An 18,277-nucleotide genomic window follows, 5' to 3' on the forward strand; every position below is an offset into this window, starting at 1 on the left:
TTCTGGAATATTTGGGCAAAAATACAAAATTTTACTTTTTATCAGGATGCTGCTTCAACTCATTCTTTTGTAGCTGATCTGCCGTCTCTCTCAGCGTATCTGCAATGTCATCCATGGTAACCAACGTGCCTATTTCCTCGCCGTCAACGAGGCGCTTCAGGTTGCCGCCCGTGTTCATGTCGAATACGATGATAGGCAGGTTATTTTCTTTACAAAGCGTAAACGCAGTCATGTCCATCACGTTCAGGCCTTTTTCAAAAACATCTTTAAAAGAAATATTTTTGTAGAAAATAGCTTCCGGGTCTTTCTCAGGATCAGCAGAGTAAATACCGTCTACACGCGTGCCTTTCAGCACTACATCGGCCTCTATCTCAATGGCACGCAAGGCAGCAGCTGAGTCAGTCGTGAAGTAAGGGTTGCCGGTGCCGGCCCCAAAAATAACGACGCGGCCTTTCTCCAGATGCCGTACTGCACGGCGGCGGATGTATGGCTCACATACCTGCTGAATGTTAATGCCAGACAGCAAGCGGGTATAAACGCCCAGCTTTTCCAGGGCACTCTGCAGCGCCATGCTGTTAATAACAGTAGCCAGCATCCCCATGTAGTCGCCCTGCACCCTGTCTAAGCCTACCTGCTCGGCCTGCACACCTCTAAAGATATTGCCTCCGCCTATCACAACAGCCACTTCCACGCCAAGCCTGGAGACTTCTTTTATCTCCTGCGCATACTGCAACAGTCTGTTAGAGTCAATCCCGTACTGTTGTTCACCCATGAGGGCCTCGCCACTGAGCTTTAGCAAAATTCGTTTATACTTCACGGTATTTATCTGTATTAGTTGTTGATACTCTCTTACATAACAAAGCGACCACCGTGGCAGCCGCTCTTCTTTTTATTGCATGTTGTGTTAGAACAGAATCAGGACCTGGTTTTTTTCTACGTTCTGTTTCTCCTGCACTTTTATTTCCTTCACCACACCATCTCCCGGCGATTTAAGTATGTTCTCCATTTTCATAGCCTCCAGAATCATGATAGGGTCCCCTTTCTTTACCTCCTGCCCCGGCTTCACCTTTATCTCTAAAATCAGGCCTGGCATAGGCGCTTTCACGTCATTCACCTTCTTTGTGTTGGCGTCGGTCATCCCCAGCTTATCTAACAGCAGATCGAAGCGGTCTTTCACACTAACAGTCTGGGATACGCCGTTCACTTTAAAAGTAAAAGTCTTTTCTTCATAGTTCGCAGAAACCAGTTCTGCCGTATACGACCGGGCGTCTTTTATGATATGGAAAGTATTGGGGCCGATAGGAGAGATGTCCCAGTGAAAGGGGGCGCCATCTAAAAACACAGTGTCGTTTTTAATATCAACCTGCCATAGTTTGTCGTTAGCGGTTTTTACCTGGAGCATCTTTGTTCGTATGGTTTTGACTTTAAAGTTAGTTGATTTCTCAGAGTAATTTTAGAACTTGGACTCAAAATTAAAACATTCTACCATGAATCATAGGTTTTTGAGCATTGTAGGCCTGGCTGCCGCTATGGCTTTTACAGGCGGCTGCAGTGCCAATAAAGCTGTTATAGATACAACTACAGGAAACGGTGCCACCGCTGAGGCTGTAGCTTTGCCTGCCGATACTGTTCCTGCCGATAGCGTGCCGGTGTGGGCTCCGAAGAAGCACGCCTTTAACCCGTCGCGCACCAGAACCCAGGACCTGCTGCACACAAAGCTGCGCGTGAGCTTTAACTGGGAGAAGCAGTACCTGAACGGCATTGCTGAGCTTACCTTAAAGCCATACTTCTACCCGCAGGATACGCTCGTGCTCGACGCCAAAGGCATGGACATACATAGTGTGAGCCTGCTGAAAGGGCAGAACAGTACCCCGCTGAAGTATGACTATGACGGCAAGAAGCTGGCCATTAACCTGGGCAAGACCTATACGCGGACAGAGGAGTATACTGTTGAAATTGACTACACAGCCAAGCCGAATGAGCTGGAGGCAGGCGGCAGCGATGCCATCACATCAGACAAAGGACTTTACTTTATCAACCCGTTGGGAGCCGAACCGAACAAGCCCAGACAAATCTGGACGCAGGGCGAGACAGAAGCCAACTCAGCCTGGTTCCCGACAATTGATGCCCCGAACGAGCGTACCACCCAGGAAATCTACATTACAGTAGATCAGAAGTACATGACCCTCTCCAACGGGGAATTTATCTACTCCCGCCAGAACGTTGACGGCACCCGGACGGATTACTGGAAGCAGGACCTGCCGCATGCCCCATACCTGGCGATGATGGCGATAGGAGAGTATGCTGTCGTGAAAGACAAGTGGCGCGACAAGGAGGTGAACTACTACGTGGAGCCGGAGTTTAAAGGCACGGCGAAGAAGATATTCGGAAATACCCCCGAGATGATGGAGTTCTTTTCCAAAAAGCTGGGGGTAGTATATCCGTGGTCAAAGTACTCGCAGATAGTGGTGCGGGATTATGTGTCGGGGGCGATGGAAAACACGTCTGCTTCTATTTTTATGGAGGCACTGCAACTGAACGAGCGTGAGCTGTTGGACAAGGACTGGGACGGCATTATTGCACATGAGCTGTTTCACCAGTGGTTCGGAGACTATGTAACCACAGAGTCCTGGGCCAACCTGCCGCTGAATGAGGCTTTCGCCAACTACTCGGAATACCTTTGGGCCGAGCACAAAGTAGGGGCAGACGAGGCAGCTTACCTGCAGATGGATGAACTGAGCCAGTACCTGGATGAGGCAGAGACAAAGCGGGAGCCAATTATCCGGTATCACTACAAAGACAGGGAAGACATGTTCGACAGCCACTCCTATGCCAAAGGAGGGCGCGTGCTGCACATGCTGCGTAAGTTAGTGGGGGATGAGGCTTGGTGGGCTTCGCTGAACCGTTACCTGACGCAAAACAAGTATTCGGATGTAGAGGTGGCAGAGCTGCGCATTGCTTTCGAAGATGTGACGGGCATGGACCTGATGTGGTTCTTCGACCAGTGGTTTATGCAGGCAGGCCATCCGGAACTGAAAGTAGAGGACAGCTACCAGAACGGGCAACTGCGCCTGCAGGTAACGCAGATTCAGGACACAGCTTATGCACCGGTATACAGATTGCCGCTCCAGGTAGCTGTTTGGGCCGGGGGTAAAAAAACAGTTCATCCCATCGTTATAGACAAAGCGCAGCAGACGTTTACCTTTAATGTGCCCACAGAGCCGCAGCTCGTGCTGTTTGATGCAGAACAGCAACTGTTAGGGGTGGTGAATCATGATAAGTCAGAGGCAGAACTGCTGTTCCAGTATAAGAATGCGAACCAACTGGGGCCAAAGCTGGAAGCGCTGGTATCGCTGGAGGAGAAACTGCAGAAGCCGGAAGTACTGCAAATGTATCAGGCAGCCCTGAAAGATGATTACTGGCGCGTAAGAAGCGCAGCCATCAGTAGCCTGACTAACCTGAAGGCAGAGCAGGCAGGTGCAGTGGAAGCCACCATCAGGCAAATGGCGCTACAAGACAAGGAAGGCGCCGTGCGATCAGAGGCGGTACTGGCGCTGGCCGGTTGGAATGGTGAGAAATATAAGCCGGTATTTGAGCAGGCCATGAAAGACAGTTCATACTTGGCGGCTGCTGCAGGTATACTAGCGTATGCAGGCACCGGTGCAGCAGATACGAAGCAGCGGCTGGCTGCTTTTGAGAAAGAAAAGAACGAGGACATTGTACTGGCTTTAGCCTCCTACTATGCCTTGCAGGGAGGACCCGAAAAGTATAACTGGTTTATAAACCATATAAAAGGGGCAAGCGGATCAGAGTTATACTATTTGCTGCAGAGCTTCGGAGCTTACCTGGCCAGTAACAGCCAGACCAACACACCGGAGGCAATCGCGTTGTTAGGGGATTTTGCCAAAAATAATTCTGCCTACTATGTGCGTGCCGCTGCCTATCAGGCACTTATGGTGATGTCGGATAAGGCAGAGGTGCAGCAACTGCTGGAGGAAATCCGCCAGAAAGAGAAGGATGAGCGCCTTTTACAGCTGTACGGCAGCTAAAAGGCGGAAAAATAATTCGTATTTATTTTCGATATTATTTGACTAGAAAGAAAAAGCGCTTAATTTTGCATCTCCTTAGAACAAGCAAGGCCTTTTAAACAGGTTGTCTAAGGAAAAGTTTTGCTGATTTATTGTGAATTAGTGAAATCGGGGAGATTCCAGAGCGGCCAAATGGGACGGACTGTAACTCCGTTGTAGTGATACTTCGCAGGTTCGAATCCTGCTCTCCCCACAATTGAACTTTGAATGACTGAATAACAGAATGGTATTCTTGTTTTTTATTCACACATTCAGTTATTCAGAATTTAATGTAAGCGGGAGTAGCTCAGTTGGTAGAGCGATAGCCTTCCAAGCTATAGGCCGCGAGTTCGACCCTCGTCTCCCGCTCATTTAAGTTAAAGAGATTGCGACTTATTAATTTACGGATTAACTGGAGAAGGAAATTCATGCAGATGAGCTTCCTTTTTACTGTAAATGGGGTTGTACTATCAAAGTGAACTTAGAAGCCGACGTAGCTCAGGGGTAGAGTGCTTCCTTGGTAAGGAAGAGGTCGTGGGTTCAATTCCCATCGTTGGCTCAAAGTCCGTTACGTGTAATTAAAAAGCGCGACATAAACTTAAACGTTTTAACCTTAATTTAATATCATACAATGGCTAAAGAAACATTTGACCGTTCCAAACCGCACGTAAATATCGGTACTATTGGTCACGTTGACCACGGCAAAACTACTTTGACTGCGGCTATCACTACTGTGTTGGCTAAAAAAGGTCTTGCTAAACTTCGTGACTTCTCTTCAATTGACAATGCTCCTGAAGAAAAAGAAAGAGGTATTACTATTAATACATCACACGTAGAGTACGCCACTGCTAACCGTCACTATGCACACGTTGACTGCCCAGGTCACGCTGACTACGTGAAGAACATGGTTACGGGTGCTGCCCAGATGGACGGCGCTATCCTTGTGGTTGCTGCTACTGATGGTCCAATGCCACAAACGCGTGAGCATATCCTTCTTGCCCGTCAGGTAGGTGTTCCTCAGTTGGTAGTATTCATGAACAAAGTGGACATGGTGGATGACCCAGAGCTTCTTGAGCTTGTGGAGATGGAAATCCGTGAACTGCTTTCTTTCTATGATTTCGATGGCGATAACATTCCAGTAATTCAAGGTTCTGCTCTTGGTGGCTTGAACGGCGATGACAAGTGGGTTGCTACAATCGAAGAATTAATGGAGGCTGTTGACTCTTGGATTCCAATTCCAGCTCGTCTGACTGACCTTCCATTCCTGATGCCAGTAGAAGACGTATTCTCTATCACAGGTCGTGGTACTGTTGCTACAGGCCGTATCGAGCGTGGTGTAGTTAACTCTGGTGAGCAGGTTGATATCCTGGGTATGGGCGCTGAGAACATGAAGTCAGTTGTGACTGGTGTTGAAATGTTCCGTAAGATCCTTGACAGAGGTGAAGCTGGTGACAACGTAGGTCTGTTACTTCGCGGTATAGAGAAATCTGATATCCGTCGTGGTATGGTAATCTGCAAGCCAGGTTCTGTTAAGCCGCACCAGGAGTTCAAGGCTGAGGTTTACGTTCTTTCTAAAGAAGAAGGTGGACGTCACACGCCATTCTTCAACAGATACCGTCCACAGTTCTACCTGAGAACAACAGACGTTACTGGTGAGATCAAACTTCCAGAAGGAGTAGAAATGGTTATGCCAGGTGACAACATCACCATCACGGTGTCGTTAATCAACAAGGTAGCCATGGAGAAAGGTCTGCGTTTCGCAATACGTGAGGGTGGTAGAACAGTAGGTGCCGGCCAGGTAACTGAAATCCTTGACTAATAATATGTTTCGAACCCGTTTCTGAAAAATTTTTCGGGAACGGGTTTGATTTCATTAATAAAATGAATAAATTTGCACTCCATTTGAAAAAAAGTGGCGTGCATTTTTTTACGGGTGTAGCTCAATTGGTAGAGTAGTGGTCTCCAAAACCATTGGCTGGGAGTTCGAGTCTCTCCACCCGTGCAAATTTTCAATCTCAGTTTAGCGAAGCAATGAGCAAAGTAACAACCTATATAAACGAAACAGTTGAGGAAATGAGAGACAGAGTCTCTTGGCCAACTTATTCCGAGTTGCAGAGAAGTTCTGTGCTGGTACTAATAGGTTCATTGATATTTGCTCTTGTAGTTGGTGCCATGGATTTTGTTTTTGATTCAGGCCTGACATGGTTTTACAACCAATTTTAAATTAGGTATATGGCTGATTTAAAATGGTATGTAGTGCGCGCAGTAAGTGGCCAGGAGAAAAAAGCGAAAGCTTACCTGGAGCATGAAATAATGAGACAAGGCCTCGAAGAGTATGTGCCGCAGGTGTTAATACCAGCGGAGAAAGTGTACGAGATGCGGGGTGGCAAGAAAAGAATCAGGGAGCGTAGCTTCTTTCCAGGTTATGTGCTGATTCACGCCGACCTTTCTCATGGTGAGGCAGAGCATATTATCATCAGCACCCCGGGCGTTATTGGTTTCTTAGGAGCAAACGATGGTTCTGCCACCAAAAAAGCCGTTCCGTTGCGGCAGTCTGAAGTGAACAGGATACTGGGCACTGTGGACGAGGCAGAAGAGCAGGCAGAAGTACTGGACACGCCATTTGTGGTTGGAGAGATAGTGAAAGTGATGGATGGTCCTTTCAGCGGATTCTCCGGTACAGTGGAAGAAGTGTTTGAAGAGCGTAAGAAGCTGAACGTAATGGTGAAAATCTTCGGACGAAACACCCCGGTTGAGCTGAATTACATGCAAGTAGAAAAAGAATCGTAGTAAAATTATATAATGGCAAAGGAAATAAAAGGTTACCTGAAACTTCAGGTAAAGGGAGGTGCCGCGAACCCATCGCCACCGATTGGACCTGCACTTGGTTCTAAAGGTCTTAACATCATGGAGTTCTGCAAGCAGTTTAATGCTAGAACCCAGGATAAGCCCGGACAAGTGTTACCAGTACTGATTACAATCTATGCAGATAAGTCTTTTGACTTCGTTATCAAGACGCCTCCTGCTCCGGTATTGTTATTAGATGCTGCTAAACTAAAGGGCGGTTCAAAAGAACCAAACAGAAACAAGGTAGGATCTGTAACATGGGACCAGATCAGAGAAATTGCAGAGACAAAGATGCCTGATTTAAATGCCTTCAAGGTTGAGTCCGCTATGAAACAAGTAGCAGGTACAGCAAGAAGCATGGGTATCACAGTTTCTGGTAAGGCTCCGTGGAACGAATAATAAGTTAAAGGAAAATGGCAAAGATTTCAAAAAAGAGGAAAGCTGCTTTAGAAAAAGCTGACCTTACAAAAGAGTATTCTTTAGCAGATGCCGCATCCGTTGTAAAGGACATTACCTTCACTAAGTTTGACGCCTCTGTTGACATAGATGTACGCCTTGGAGTTGACCCTCGAAAGGCAGACCAGATGGTACGTGGTATTGTTACCCTGCCACACGGTACAGGTAAAGATGTAAAAGTATTGGCCCTTGTAACTCCTGACAAAGAGCAGGAAGCAAAAGACGCTGGTGCTGACTATGTAGGACTTGATGACTATATCCAGAAGATCGAAAAAGGCTGGACGGATGTGGACGTTATCATCACTATGCCTGCAGTAATGGCAAAAGTTGGTCGCTTAGGTAGAATCTTGGGACCACGTAACCTGATGCCAAATCCGAAATCGGGAACTGTAACGCAGGATGTTGCGAAAGCAGTAAAAGAAGTGAAAGCCGGTAAAATCGATTTTAAAGTAGATAAATTCGGAATTATCCACACCAGCGTAGGAAAGTCTTCTTTCTCTGCCGAACAGCTTGCTGCTAACGCAGCTGAGGTACTTCAGACACTGAACCGTTTGAAGCCATCCTCTGCAAAGGGCACCTACATCAGGAGCATCACGATGTCCAGCACCATGAGCCCGGCCGTAACCGTTGATAAGAACTCAGCAATCTAAGAAAAATGACCAGGGAAGAAAAAGAGATAATCGTTAATGAACTGAGTGAGAAGTTCGCCAACACGAACTACTTCTATATTACAGATGCTTCTACCATGAGCGTAGCCAGCATCAACCAGTTCAGAAGACTGTGCTTTGACCGCGGTCTGGAGTACAAAGTATACAAGAATACACTCATCCAGAAAGCTCTAGATACACTAGACGCTGATACGGCTGCACTTGAAGATGTTTTGAAAGGCGCTTCCGGTATCCTGTTCTCTACGGAGTCAGGCAATGCCCCTGCAAAACTCCTTAAGGATTTCAGAAAGAAGGGCAACACGCTTCCTCTTCTGAAAGGTGCTTACATCGATGCCGGCCTATACATAGGTGACGAGCAGCTGGATGCACTGACAAAGATTAAGTCCAAGGATGAACTCATCGGCGACGTTATCAGTTTACTACAGTCTCCAGCGAAGAATGTTATTTCCGCGCTTCAGAGCAGTGGTGGTAAATTGGCCGGTATCCTGAAAACTTTATCGGAAAAAGAATAAATATAAAAAACGTAATCAATAAGTAACTTTAATTTTCAATAAAAATGGCAGATTTGAAAGCATTCGCTGAGCAGTTAGTAAACTTAACTGTTAAGGAAGTTAGTGAACTAGCTACTATTCTGAAGGATGAGTACGGTATAGAGCCAGCTGCTGCAGCCCCAATGATGGTGGCAGGTGGTGGTGGCGCTGAAGCAGGAGCCGCTCCAGAAGAAAAAACTTCTTTTGATGTAATCCTGAAGGCAGCAGGTGCCTCTAAATTAGCAGTTGTAAAACTGGTAAAAGAGTTAACTGGTCTAGGTCTGAAAGAGGCGAAAGAATTAGTTGATAGCGCTCCTAAAGCACTTAAAGAAGGTGTTGCGAAAGACGAGGCGGAGTCTCTGAAGAAATCTTTGGAAGAAGCTGGTGCTGAAGTGGAGGTTAAATAATCCCACTATATCAACATACCGATAACAGGTAGACCTGACAAATGTGTCAGGTCTTTTCCTGTTTGTAGATGGATTCAAGTTTCTTGAATCCTTTTTTGCCCGCAGTTGTTTTGGACTCTGTGTGTGTATTTCTTTTTAATAAACTAAATTCCAAAAGCTTTGGCTAACAATAGAACGACAGAGCGAATTAATTTCGCCTCTATTAATCCGGTCATTGACTATCCTGACTTCTTAGATGTTCAGCTTCAGTCATTTCAGGACTTCTTTCAGTTGGAAACACCGGCGGAGAATAGGGCTCAGGAAGGTTTGTTTAAGGTTTTTGCCGAGAACTTTCCGATATCAGATTCAAGAGAAAACTTCGTGCTGGAGTTTATCGACTATCATATAGATCCTCCCAAATACTCTGTTGATGAAAGTATTGACAGGGGCCTGACCTACTCTGTACCCCTAAAGGCAAAGCTTCGCCTGATCTGCAATGATGAGGATAACGAAGATTTCGAAACAATCGAGCAGGAAGTGTTCCTGGGGAACATCCCATACATGACCGAGAAAGGTTCTTTCGTGATCAATGGTGCCGAGCGCGTTATTGTGTCGCAGCTTCATAGGTCGCCGGGCGTGTTCTTTGCACAAAGTAAGCATACGAACGGAACAAAACTCTATTCTGCCAGAATTATTCCTTTCAAAGGATCTTGGGTGGAGTTCGCGACGGATGTGAACAACGTGATGTACGCTTACATCGACCGAAAGAAGAAATTCCCGGTTACTACCCTGTTACGTGCCATCGGTTACGGTACTGATAAGGACATCCTGGATCTGTTTGGCCTTTCTGAGGAAATCCCGGCAGACAAAAGCTCTCTGAAGAATGCCATCGGGAGAAGACTGGCTGCACGTGTTCTGAGAACATGGACAGAAGACTTCGTGGATGAGGATACAGGTGAAGTAGTATCTATTGACCGTAATGAAGTAATCCTGGAGCGTGATTCAGAGCTTACGCCAGAGGACATCGATATCATCGTTGATTCTGGGGTGAAGTCTATCATTCTGCACCGCGAGAATGTAAACATCGCTGATTACGCTATCATATATAACACGCTTCAGAAAGACAACTCTAACTCTGAGCAGGAAGCAGTAGAGCAAATCTACCGCCAGCTGCGAAACACAGAGGCACCAGACGTTGAAACTGCGCGTGATATTATTCAGAAGCTGTTCTTCTCAGACAAGCGTTATGACTTAGGCGAGGTTGGTCGTTACAGAATCAACAAAAAGCTAGGCCTGGATACGAATTGGGAAGCAAAAGTACTGACGAACGAGGACATCGTGCTCATCGTGAAGTACCTGATCGGCTTGATTAACTCTAAAGCGGTGGTGGATGATATTGACCACCTGAGCAACCGCCGTGTAAGAACGGTAGGTGAGCAGCTGTATGCACAGTTCGGCGTTGGTCTGGCACGTATGGCCCGTACCATTAAAGAGCGTATGAACGTGCGCGACAACGAAGACTTTAAGCCTGTTGATTTGATCAACGCGCGTACCTTGTCTTCAGTAATCAACTCGTTCTTCGGAACAAACCAGCTGTCTCAGTTCATGGACCAGACGAACCCGCTGGCTGAAGTGACGCACAAGCGTCGTGTATCAGCACTGGGGCCAGGCGGTCTGTCAAGAGAGCGTGCCGGTTTCGAGGTACGTGACGTTCACTACACGCACTACGGCCGTCTGTGTACCATTGAAACACCGGAAGGTCCGAACATTGGTCTGATTTCTTCGCTGTGTGTGCACGCCCGCGTGAACCACATGGGCTTTATCGAGACACCATATAGAAAGGTGATTGAAGGTAAAGTAGTAGTAGATGGAACAGTTGAGTATCTGACTGCCGAGGAAGAAGATACCCACCATATCGCACAGGCTAACGCCGTGATTGATGAGGGCGGTAACTTTGTGAATCCGACGGTAAAAGGACGTTTTGAAGGAGACTTCCCAGTGGAGGCACCGGAGACTTATACCTATATGGACGTTGCCCCGAACCAGATTGTATCAGTAGCGGCCTCTATGATTCCGTTCCTGGAGCATGATGATGCCAACCGTGCCCTGATGGGTTCGAACATGCAGCGCCAGGCTGTTCCACTGTTGAAGCCGCAGGCGCCGATAGTAGGTACCGGTCTGGAAAGAAGAGCAGCCATTGACTCCAGAGCCCTGGTAATAGCAGAAGGCGAAGGTTCGATTGACTTTGTTGACTCTACTAAAATTGTGGTGAAGTACGACCTGAGCGAAGATGAGAAACTAGTTTCTTTCGACGCGGAGTACGTGACTTACGACCTGATCAAATTCAGAAGAACAAACCAGGATACATGTATCAACCTGTCTCCGATTGTGAGAAAAGGCCAGCGTGTAACAAAAGGAATGCCGCTGTGCGAGGGCTACGCCACCAACAACGGTGAACTTGCCCTGGGCCGTAACCTGCAGGTGGCGTTCATGCCTTGGCAGGGATATAACTTTGAGGATGCCATCGTCATCTCTGAGAAGGTAGTGCGTGACGATGTGTTCACGTCTATCCACATTGAGGAGTTTGAACTGGAGGTTCGCGAAACGAAGCGTGGTGAGGAGGAACTAACTTCTGAAATCCCGAACGTGAGCGAAGAAGCAGTAAGAAACCTGGATGAGAACGGTATCATCCGCATCGGTGCGGAAGTACGTGAGGGAGATATCCTGATCGGTAAAATCACACCGAAAGGAGAGACTGACCCAACACCAGAGGAGAAACTGCTGCGTGCCATCTTCGGTGACAAAGCCGGTGATGTGAAGGATGCCTCGCTTAAGGCGCCGCCATCACTGAACGGTGTGGTAATCGAGACAAAGCTGTTCTCCCGTCCGAAGAAAGACAAGAACCTGCGTGCCAAGTCTAAGAAAGAGGTTGAAGAACTGAAGGTAAAGTACAGCAGAGACCTGATCAGCATCAAAAATGTGATGGCTGACAAGTTAGTTGCTTTACTCGAAGGCAAAACGTCACAGGGAATCAAGCATAAGTTTGGTGATGAAATCCTGACAAAAGGATCCAAGTTCACGAGAAAGAACATCACGGAAGCCTTGTTCCCTGAGAAGAACCCTTACAAGGACGAGAGCAACTACGCAGTTCCGGAGGAAGTGAACATGTTCAAGGACCTGATCCTGGAGAACTGGACTGCAGACGAGAAAGTGAACACAATGCTGGTTGAGCTTGTTAAGAACTACAACAAGCGCAGAAACATCACTTCTGCACACTTTAAGCGTGAGCGATTCACACTGGAGGTAGGTGATGAGTTACCAGCAGGTATCGTGCAGCTCGCCAAAGTATACATCGCTAAGAAGCGTAAGCTGAAAGTGGGTGACAAGATGGCGGGACGTCACGGTAACAAAGGTGTGGTAGCCAGAATTGTTCGTGAGGAGGACATGCCGTTTTTGGAAGACGGAACTCCAATGGACATCGTGCTGAACCCGCTTGGTGTACCTTCAAGGATGAACATCGGTCAGATTTACGAGACAGTACTTGGATGGGCAGGTCTGAAGCTAGGTAGAACTTATGCTACTCCAATCTTCGACGGTGCTACGGAAGAGCAGGTTTCTGCAGAGCTGGCTGAGGCAGGGCTTCCGCATTTCGGACGTTCTTACCTGTTCGACGGCCTGAGCGGCGACCGCTTTGACCAGCCGGTAACAGTAGGTGTGATTTACATGCTGAAACTAGGACACCTGGTGGATGACAAGATGCACGCCCGTTCTATCGGACCATACTCACTTATAACGCAGCAGCCACTTGGTGGTAAGGCCCAGTTTGGTGGTCAGCGTTTCGGTGAGATGGAGGTGTGGGCGTTGGAGGCATTCGGTGCTTCAAACGTACTGCAGGAAATATTAACAGTGAAATCAGATGACGTAATTGGCCGTGCGAAAGCTTATGAAGCCATCGTAAAAGGCGACGTGTTGCCGAAACCAAATATCCCTGAATCATTCAACGTACTGATTCACGAGTTAAGAGGTCTGGCACTGGAGATTACGTTAGAATAACAAATAAAGAGCTAAGCGCTAAGGTTTCGGCCAAAGCGCTTAGCTTGTGTTTGGACTAATTTTAGCTGTTAAGCCAATTCATTGTATCGACATTATTATAATATAATATGGCATTTGCGAAAAACAAAAAGCTTTCTCAGGATTTCTCTAAAGTAACGATCAGCTTGGCTTCACCAGAGTCAATCCTGGAGCGTTCCAACGGGGAAGTAACAAAGCCTGAGACCATAAACTATAGAACCTATAAGCCTGAGATGGGTGGATTATTCTGCGAAAGAATATTCGGACCTGTAAAGGATTGGGAATGCCACTGCGGAAAGTATAAGAGAATCAGATATAAGGGCATCATTTGCGACCGTTGCGGCGTGGAGGTGACCGAGAAAAAAGTGCGTCGCGAGCGCATGGGCCACATCGAACTGGTAGTTCCTGTAGCACATATCTGGTACTTTAAATCGCTTCCGAATAAAATCGGGTATCTGCTGGGCTTACCTACAAAGAAGCTTGACCAGATCATTTACTACGAAAGATATGCAGTAATTCAACCAGGTATTCTGGCAGAAGACGGTGTAAATACACTGGACTTCCTGACTGAAGATGAGTACCTGGATATGATTGACAAACTTCCTCGTGAGAATCAGGCGTTGGATAACAACGACCCGAACAAGTTCATCGCGAAGATGGGTGCCGAGGCGCTGCAAATGCTGTTGGAGCGTACGAACCTGGACGATATGTCTTATGAGTTGCGTCACTCTGCTGCACACGAGACTTCTCAGCAGCGTAAAGCTGATGCCTTAAAGCGTTTGCGCGTTGTAGAGGCTTTCCGTGATGCTGCTACCCGCATTGAGAACAGACCAGAGTGGATGATCATCCGCATGGTGCCTGTTATTCCGCCAGAGCTTCGTCCGCTTGTTCCTTTGGATGGTGGCCGTTTCGCTACCTCTGACCTGAACGACCTTTACAGACGTGTAATTATCCGTAACAACCGTCTGAAGCGGCTAATAGAGATTAAAGCACCTGAAGTAATTCTTCGAAACGAGAAGCGAATGCTGCAGGAAGCGGTAGACTCCCTGTTCGACAACTCACGTAAAGTGAATGCTGTTCGTGCAGAAGGTAACCGTGCGCTGAAGTCACTTTCCGATATGCTGAAAGGTAAGCAGGGACGTTTCCGTCAGAACCTACTTGGTAAGCGTGTGGATTATTCCGGTCGTTCGGTAATTGTGGTTGGTCCTGAACTGAAGCTGCACGAGTGCGGTCTGCCTAAGAACATGGCAGCTGAGCTCTTCAAGCCGTTCATCATCCGCAAGCTGATCGAAAGAGGTATCGTGAAAACGGTAAAGTCTGCGAAGAAAATCGTTGACCGTAAGGACCCTGTTGTTTGGGATATCCTGGAGAATGTGCTGAAAGGCCACCCGGTACTCCTTAACCGTGCTCCTACGCTCCACAGATTAGGTATCCAGGCATTCCAGCCTAAACTGATCGAAGGGAAAGCGATTCAGCTGCACCCATTGGTGTGTACAGCCTTTAACGCTGACTTTGACGGTGACCAGATGGCGGTGCACGTTCCACTAGGACCTGCTGCTGTACTGGAAGCCTCTATGCTGATGCTTGCGTCGCACAACATCCTGAACCCTGCAAACGGTGCTCCTATTGCAGTACCTTCTCAGGACATGGTACTTGGTTTATACTATGTATCAAAAGGAAAACGTACGACTGAAACGGAAACTATCCAAGGTGAAGGCATGAGCTTCTACTCTCCGGAGGAAGTAATTATTGCCATCAACGAAGGCCGTCTTTCCAAGCAGGCTTATATCAAAGTAAGGACAACCATCAGAAACGAGGAAGGCGAACTGGTAAACAAGTCAATTGAGACAGTTGCCGGCCGTGTGATATTCAACCAGTTTGTACCTGACGAAGTAGGATACATAGATGAACTGCTAACGAAGAAGAAACTGCAGCAGATTATTTCCCGCGTTTTCAAGGAAACCGGTATGGCACGTACCGCTCAGTTCCTAGATGATATTAAGACACTAGGATTCCAGTCTGCCTACAAAGGCGGTCTTTCGATGGGTCTGGGTGATATCCAGATACCAAAAGAGAAAGACATTCTGGTAGCGCAGGCCAAGAAAGATGTAGATGCTGTATGGCAGAACTACTCTATGGGTCTGATCACAGACAATGAGCGTTACAACCAGGTTATTGATATCTGGACACGTATCAACAACCAGATCACAGAAACGTTGATGCGCCGTCTGGAGAACGACGACCAAGGCTTTAACTCCATCTTTATGATGATGCACTCCGGAGCCCGTGGTTCAAGAGAGCAGATTCGTCAGTTAGGTGGTATGCGAGGTCTGATGGCCAAGCCTCAGAAGTCGTTGCAAGGTTCTGTGGGTGAGATTATTGAGAATCCTATTCTTTCTAACTTTAAGGAAGGTCTGGATGTAATCGAATACTTTATTTCTACACACGGTGCCCGAAAAGGTCTTGCGGATACAGCCCTTAAAACGGCTGATGCCGGTTACCTGACACGACGTCTGGTAGACGTGTCGCAGGACGTAATCGTGAATGAAGAAGACTGCGGTACACTGAGAGGTCTGGAAGTAAGTGCACTGAAAGATAACGAAGATATCGTAGAGACGCTTTCTGAGCGTATCCTCGGCCGTGTAATGGTGCACGATGTATACGACCCGATCACAAATGACCTGATTGCAGAGTCTGGTTCAGAGATCACAGAAGAGATTGCCCGTGCTATTGAAGCCACTGCGATTGAGGCTGTAGAAATCCGCTCCGTGCTGACCTGTGAGTCGAAGCGTGGTATCTGCGCGAAGTGCTACGGCCGTAACCTGGCAACAGGCTTTATGGTGCAGAAAGGTGAGGCTGTTGGTGTAATTGCCGCACAGTCCATCGGTGAGCCAGGTACCCAGTTGACACTCCGTACTTTCCACGTGGGTGGTACAGCATCTAACATTGCGGTAGATGCGACTATCCTGGCGAAGTTCGGCGGTAGAGTAGAATATGAAGATGTTCGCTCACTGGAAACAGTGAATAATGAAGGGGAGCCAGTAAGAGTAGTAATGGGTCGTTCAGGCGAGGTAAAAGTCGTTGATCCAAACTCAGGCAAGCTTCTCATCAGCAACCACGTACCATACGGTTCATTCCTGCATGTGCAGGATGGTCAAATTATTGAGAAGGGTGCACAAATCTGTAACTGGGATCCGTACAACGCGGTCATCCTTTCAGAATTTGACGGTGAAATCGCCTACGAATCTATCATTGAGGGTATCACTTACCGTGAAGAGTCGGATGAGCAGACAGGTTACCGTGAGAAGGTAATTATCGATACAAAAGATAAGACGCAGAACCCTGCTATACTCGTGAATCCAAAAACGGGAGAGCCAAAAGGATATAACATCCCGGTAGGAGCTCACTTAACAGTAGAGAACGGCGAGAAGATCAAAGCAGGTCAAATCCTGGTGAAGATTCCTCGTGCAATAGGTAAAACGCGTGACATTACAGGTGGTCTGCCACGTGTGACGGAATTATTCGAGGCGCGTAACCCATCTAACCCGGCCGTTGTGTCTGAAATTGATGGTGTGGTAACCTACGGTAGTGTGAAGCGTGGTAACCGTGAAATCTACATCGAGTCGAAAGACGGAGTGAAGAAGAAGTACATGGTGCCGCTTTCCAAGCACATCCTGGTGCAGGACAATGACTTCGTACGTGCGGGTATGCCGTTGTCAGATGGTGCAATTACACCGTCAGACATACTGAATATACAGGGTCCGGGTGCCGTACAGGAATACCTGGTAAATGAGATTCAGGAAGTATACCGTCTGCAGGGTGTGAAGATCAACGACAAGCACATTGAGGTGGTAGTACGCCAGATGATGCAGAAAGTAATTGTAGTAGATGCGGGTGATACGAGCTTCCTGGAAAACCAGGTGGTGGACAAGATTACCTTCATGGAAGAAAACGACCGCATCATTGACATGAAAGTGGTAGAAGAAGCCGGTGATTCACCGAACCTGAAGCCAGGTCAGATTGTAACGGCCAGAAGACTTCGTGATGAGAACTCCAGCCTGAAGCGTCGTGACATGAAACTGGTAACAGTGCGAGATGCATCTCCATCAGTTTCAAGGCCAACGCTGCAAGGTATCACACAGGCTTCATTAGGTACGCAGAGCTTTATCTCCGCGGCGTCGTTCCAAGAAACTACTAAAGTTCTGAGCGAGGCGGCTATCAAAGGTAAGGCTGATGAGTTACTTGGTCTGAAAGAAAACGTGATCGTAGGTCATCTGATTCCTGCCGGTACTGGTCTGAGAGAATACCAGAAACTGATTGTAGGTAGCCAGGATGAGTACGAGGCGTTGGTAGAGTCTAAAAAGGCAACTACCAAGAGACAGCAGGAACTACAAAAGAGATAATTAAAGGATGGCGGAAGATCTGCAAAAGCAAAATCAGATAAACATTGAACTGTCAGAGGAGGTAGCTGAAGGCGAATATGCCAATTTAGCGATGATAGCCCATTCGAGCAGCGAATTTGTAATCGATTTTATTAGGTTGATGCCAGGTCTGCCAAAAGCAAAAGTAAAAGCAAGAGTCGTTATTACGCCGGAGCATGCCAAGAGATTATTGGCTGCTCTGGCTGATAACGTCAAAAAGTTTGAAGACAGCTTTGGCGAGATAAAGCATGCACAGGAAGCCCCTTCTTTCCCGATGAACTTCGGGGGAACTGTTGGGGAAGCCTAAGGTGCTAAGAATTAATGAATTAAAATTTTGAAATTGCAAGTGGATTTATATACCTTTGCAGTCCGAAATTTTGATTAGAAGAAATCTAAAATTAACAGATTGTAAATGCCTACTATACAGCAATTAGTAAGAAAGGGAAGAGAGAAACTAACGTCAAAATCTAAATCTCCGGCCCTAGATTCATGCCCACAGCGTCGTGGGGTATGTACAAGAGTATATACCACAACGCCTAAGAAGCCAAACTCTGCCATGCGAAAAGTGGCAAGGGTAAGATTAACAAACGGTAAAGAAGTCAACGCCTATATCCCAGGTGAAGGCCACAACCTTCAGGAGCACTCTATTGTGCTAATTAGAGGAGGTAGAGTGAAAGACCTTCCGGGAGTGCGTTACCACATAGTGCGTGGTGCTTTGGATACTGCTGGTGTAAGCGGCCGTCTTCAGTCACGTTCTAAGTACGGTGCAAAACGACCTAAGCCAGGACAGCCGGCAGCTGCCGCAGGTAAAGGTGGAAAGAAAAAATAATT

Annotated in this window: 14 protein-coding genes and 4 tRNA genes; 16 read left to right on the forward strand and 2 right to left on the reverse strand. The window is 47.2% G+C overall.

Annotation, left to right across the window (positions count from 1 at the left end; genetic code table 11):
- Window positions 1–31: 31 nt before the first annotated feature.
- Window positions 32–817, reverse strand: a complete 786-nt coding sequence (pyrH, locus tag ACFS7Z_RS12655) for a UMP kinase (protein WP_377485049.1) — start codon at window positions 815–817, stop codon at window positions 32–34.
- Between the two features lie 87 nt (window positions 818–904).
- Window positions 905–1,402, reverse strand: coding sequence for an acetyl-CoA carboxylase biotin carboxyl carrier protein subunit (locus tag ACFS7Z_RS12660; protein ID WP_377485051.1), 498 nt, complete (start codon window positions 1,400–1,402; stop codon window positions 905–907).
- Window positions 1,403–1,487: 85 nt separating this feature from the next.
- On the opposite strand from ACFS7Z_RS12660, the gene ACFS7Z_RS12665 reads away from it, so the two are divergent.
- From ACFS7Z_RS12665 to rpsL, 16 genes are all read left to right on the forward strand, one after another.
- Window positions 1,488–4,049 (forward strand): M1 family aminopeptidase, encoded by a 2,562-nt coding sequence (locus tag ACFS7Z_RS12665; RefSeq protein WP_377485053.1) that lies wholly within the window; start codon window positions 1,488–1,490, stop codon window positions 4,047–4,049.
- A 149-nt stretch (window positions 4,050–4,198) separates the two neighbouring features.
- Window positions 4,199–4,281 (forward strand) — tRNA-Tyr (locus ACFS7Z_RS12670).
- A gap of 82 nt (window positions 4,282–4,363) precedes the next feature.
- Window positions 4,364–4,436: transfer RNA gene (locus ACFS7Z_RS12675), tRNA-Gly, on the forward strand.
- A 118-nt stretch (window positions 4,437–4,554) separates the two neighbouring features.
- Window positions 4,555–4,626, forward strand: a tRNA-Thr gene (locus ACFS7Z_RS12680).
- Between the two features lie 72 nt (window positions 4,627–4,698).
- Window positions 4,699–5,886, forward strand: a complete 1,188-nt coding sequence (tuf, locus tag ACFS7Z_RS12685) for an elongation factor Tu (protein WP_377485055.1) — start codon at window positions 4,699–4,701, stop codon at window positions 5,884–5,886.
- Window positions 5,887–5,996: 110 nt separating this feature from the next.
- Window positions 5,997–6,069, forward strand: a tRNA-Trp gene (locus tag ACFS7Z_RS12690).
- A gap of 29 nt (window positions 6,070–6,098) precedes the next feature.
- Window positions 6,099–6,290, forward strand: a complete 192-nt coding sequence (gene secE, locus ACFS7Z_RS12695) for a preprotein translocase subunit SecE (RefSeq protein ID WP_377485057.1) — start codon at window positions 6,099–6,101, stop codon at window positions 6,288–6,290.
- A gap of 9 nt (window positions 6,291–6,299) precedes the next feature.
- Window positions 6,300–6,857, forward strand: coding sequence for a transcription termination/antitermination protein NusG (gene nusG, locus ACFS7Z_RS12700; protein ID WP_377485059.1), 558 nt, complete (start codon window positions 6,300–6,302; stop codon window positions 6,855–6,857).
- 12 nt (window positions 6,858–6,869) lie between these two features.
- The gene (gene rplK, locus ACFS7Z_RS12705; protein ID WP_377485061.1) at window positions 6,870–7,313 is read left to right on the forward strand and encodes a 50S ribosomal protein L11; all 444 of its coding nucleotides are present in this window, start codon (window positions 6,870–6,872) and stop codon (window positions 7,311–7,313) included.
- A gap of 14 nt (window positions 7,314–7,327) precedes the next feature.
- Window positions 7,328–8,020, forward strand: a complete 693-nt coding sequence (gene rplA / locus ACFS7Z_RS12710) for a 50S ribosomal protein L1 (RefSeq protein ID WP_377485063.1) — start codon at window positions 7,328–7,330, stop codon at window positions 8,018–8,020.
- Window positions 8,021–8,025: 5 nt separating this feature from the next.
- Window positions 8,026–8,550, forward strand: coding sequence for a 50S ribosomal protein L10 (rplJ, locus tag ACFS7Z_RS12715; RefSeq protein ID WP_377485065.1), 525 nt, complete (start codon window positions 8,026–8,028; stop codon window positions 8,548–8,550).
- A 44-nt stretch (window positions 8,551–8,594) separates the two neighbouring features.
- Entirely contained in the window at window positions 8,595–8,975 is a 381-nt protein-coding gene (rplL, locus tag ACFS7Z_RS12720; protein ID WP_377485067.1) for a 50S ribosomal protein L7/L12, read from the forward strand.
- 159 nt (window positions 8,976–9,134) lie between these two features.
- Complete coding sequence (rpoB, locus tag ACFS7Z_RS12725) at window positions 9,135–13,007, forward strand: DNA-directed RNA polymerase subunit beta (protein WP_377485069.1); 3,873 nt, start codon at window positions 9,135–9,137, stop codon at window positions 13,005–13,007.
- A gap of 107 nt (window positions 13,008–13,114) precedes the next feature.
- Entirely contained in the window at window positions 13,115–17,428 is a 4,314-nt protein-coding gene (gene rpoC / locus ACFS7Z_RS12730) for a DNA-directed RNA polymerase subunit beta' (protein WP_377485071.1), read from the forward strand.
- 7 nt (window positions 17,429–17,435) lie between these two features.
- The gene (locus ACFS7Z_RS12735) at window positions 17,436–17,753 is read left to right on the forward strand and encodes a DUF3467 domain-containing protein (protein WP_115565640.1); all 318 of its coding nucleotides are present in this window, start codon (window positions 17,436–17,438) and stop codon (window positions 17,751–17,753) included.
- A 105-nt stretch (window positions 17,754–17,858) separates the two neighbouring features.
- Window positions 17,859–18,275, forward strand: coding sequence for a 30S ribosomal protein S12 (rpsL, locus tag ACFS7Z_RS12740; protein ID WP_115565639.1), 417 nt, complete (start codon window positions 17,859–17,861; stop codon window positions 18,273–18,275).
- Window positions 18,276–18,277: the final 2 nt, after the last annotated feature.

Source organism: Pontibacter toksunensis, from assembly GCF_042686245.1.
Classification (GTDB): Bacteria; Bacteroidota; Bacteroidia; order Cytophagales; family Hymenobacteraceae; genus Pontibacter; species Pontibacter toksunensis.

Bases quoted from the DNA above. Each gene is read 5' to 3' on its own strand.
- ACFS7Z_RS12660 (WP_377485051.1), bottom strand. From the start codon at position 1,402: ATGCTCCAGGTAAAAACCGCTAACGACAAACTATGGCAGGTTGATATT.
- ACFS7Z_RS12665 (WP_377485053.1), top strand. From the start codon at position 1,488: ATGAATCATAGGTTTTTGAGCATTGTAGGCCTGGCTGCCGCTATGGCT.
- tuf (WP_377485055.1), top strand. From the start codon at position 4,699: ATGGCTAAAGAAACATTTGACCGTTCCAAACCGCACGTAAATATCGGT.
- secE (WP_377485057.1), top strand. From the start codon at position 6,099: ATGAGCAAAGTAACAACCTATATAAACGAAACAGTTGAGGAAATGAGA.
- nusG (WP_377485059.1), top strand. From the start codon at position 6,300: ATGGCTGATTTAAAATGGTATGTAGTGCGCGCAGTAAGTGGCCAGGAG.
- rplK (WP_377485061.1), top strand. From the start codon at position 6,870: ATGGCAAAGGAAATAAAAGGTTACCTGAAACTTCAGGTAAAGGGAGGT.
- rplA (WP_377485063.1), top strand. From the start codon at position 7,328: ATGGCAAAGATTTCAAAAAAGAGGAAAGCTGCTTTAGAAAAAGCTGAC.
- rplJ (WP_377485065.1), top strand. From the start codon at position 8,026: ATGACCAGGGAAGAAAAAGAGATAATCGTTAATGAACTGAGTGAGAAG.
- rplL (WP_377485067.1), top strand. From the start codon at position 8,595: ATGGCAGATTTGAAAGCATTCGCTGAGCAGTTAGTAAACTTAACTGTT.
- rpoC (WP_377485071.1), top strand. From the start codon at position 13,115: ATGGCATTTGCGAAAAACAAAAAGCTTTCTCAGGATTTCTCTAAAGTA.
- ACFS7Z_RS12735 (WP_115565640.1), top strand. From the start codon at position 17,436: ATGGCGGAAGATCTGCAAAAGCAAAATCAGATAAACATTGAACTGTCA.
- rpsL (WP_115565639.1), top strand. From the start codon at position 17,859: ATGCCTACTATACAGCAATTAGTAAGAAAGGGAAGAGAGAAACTAACG.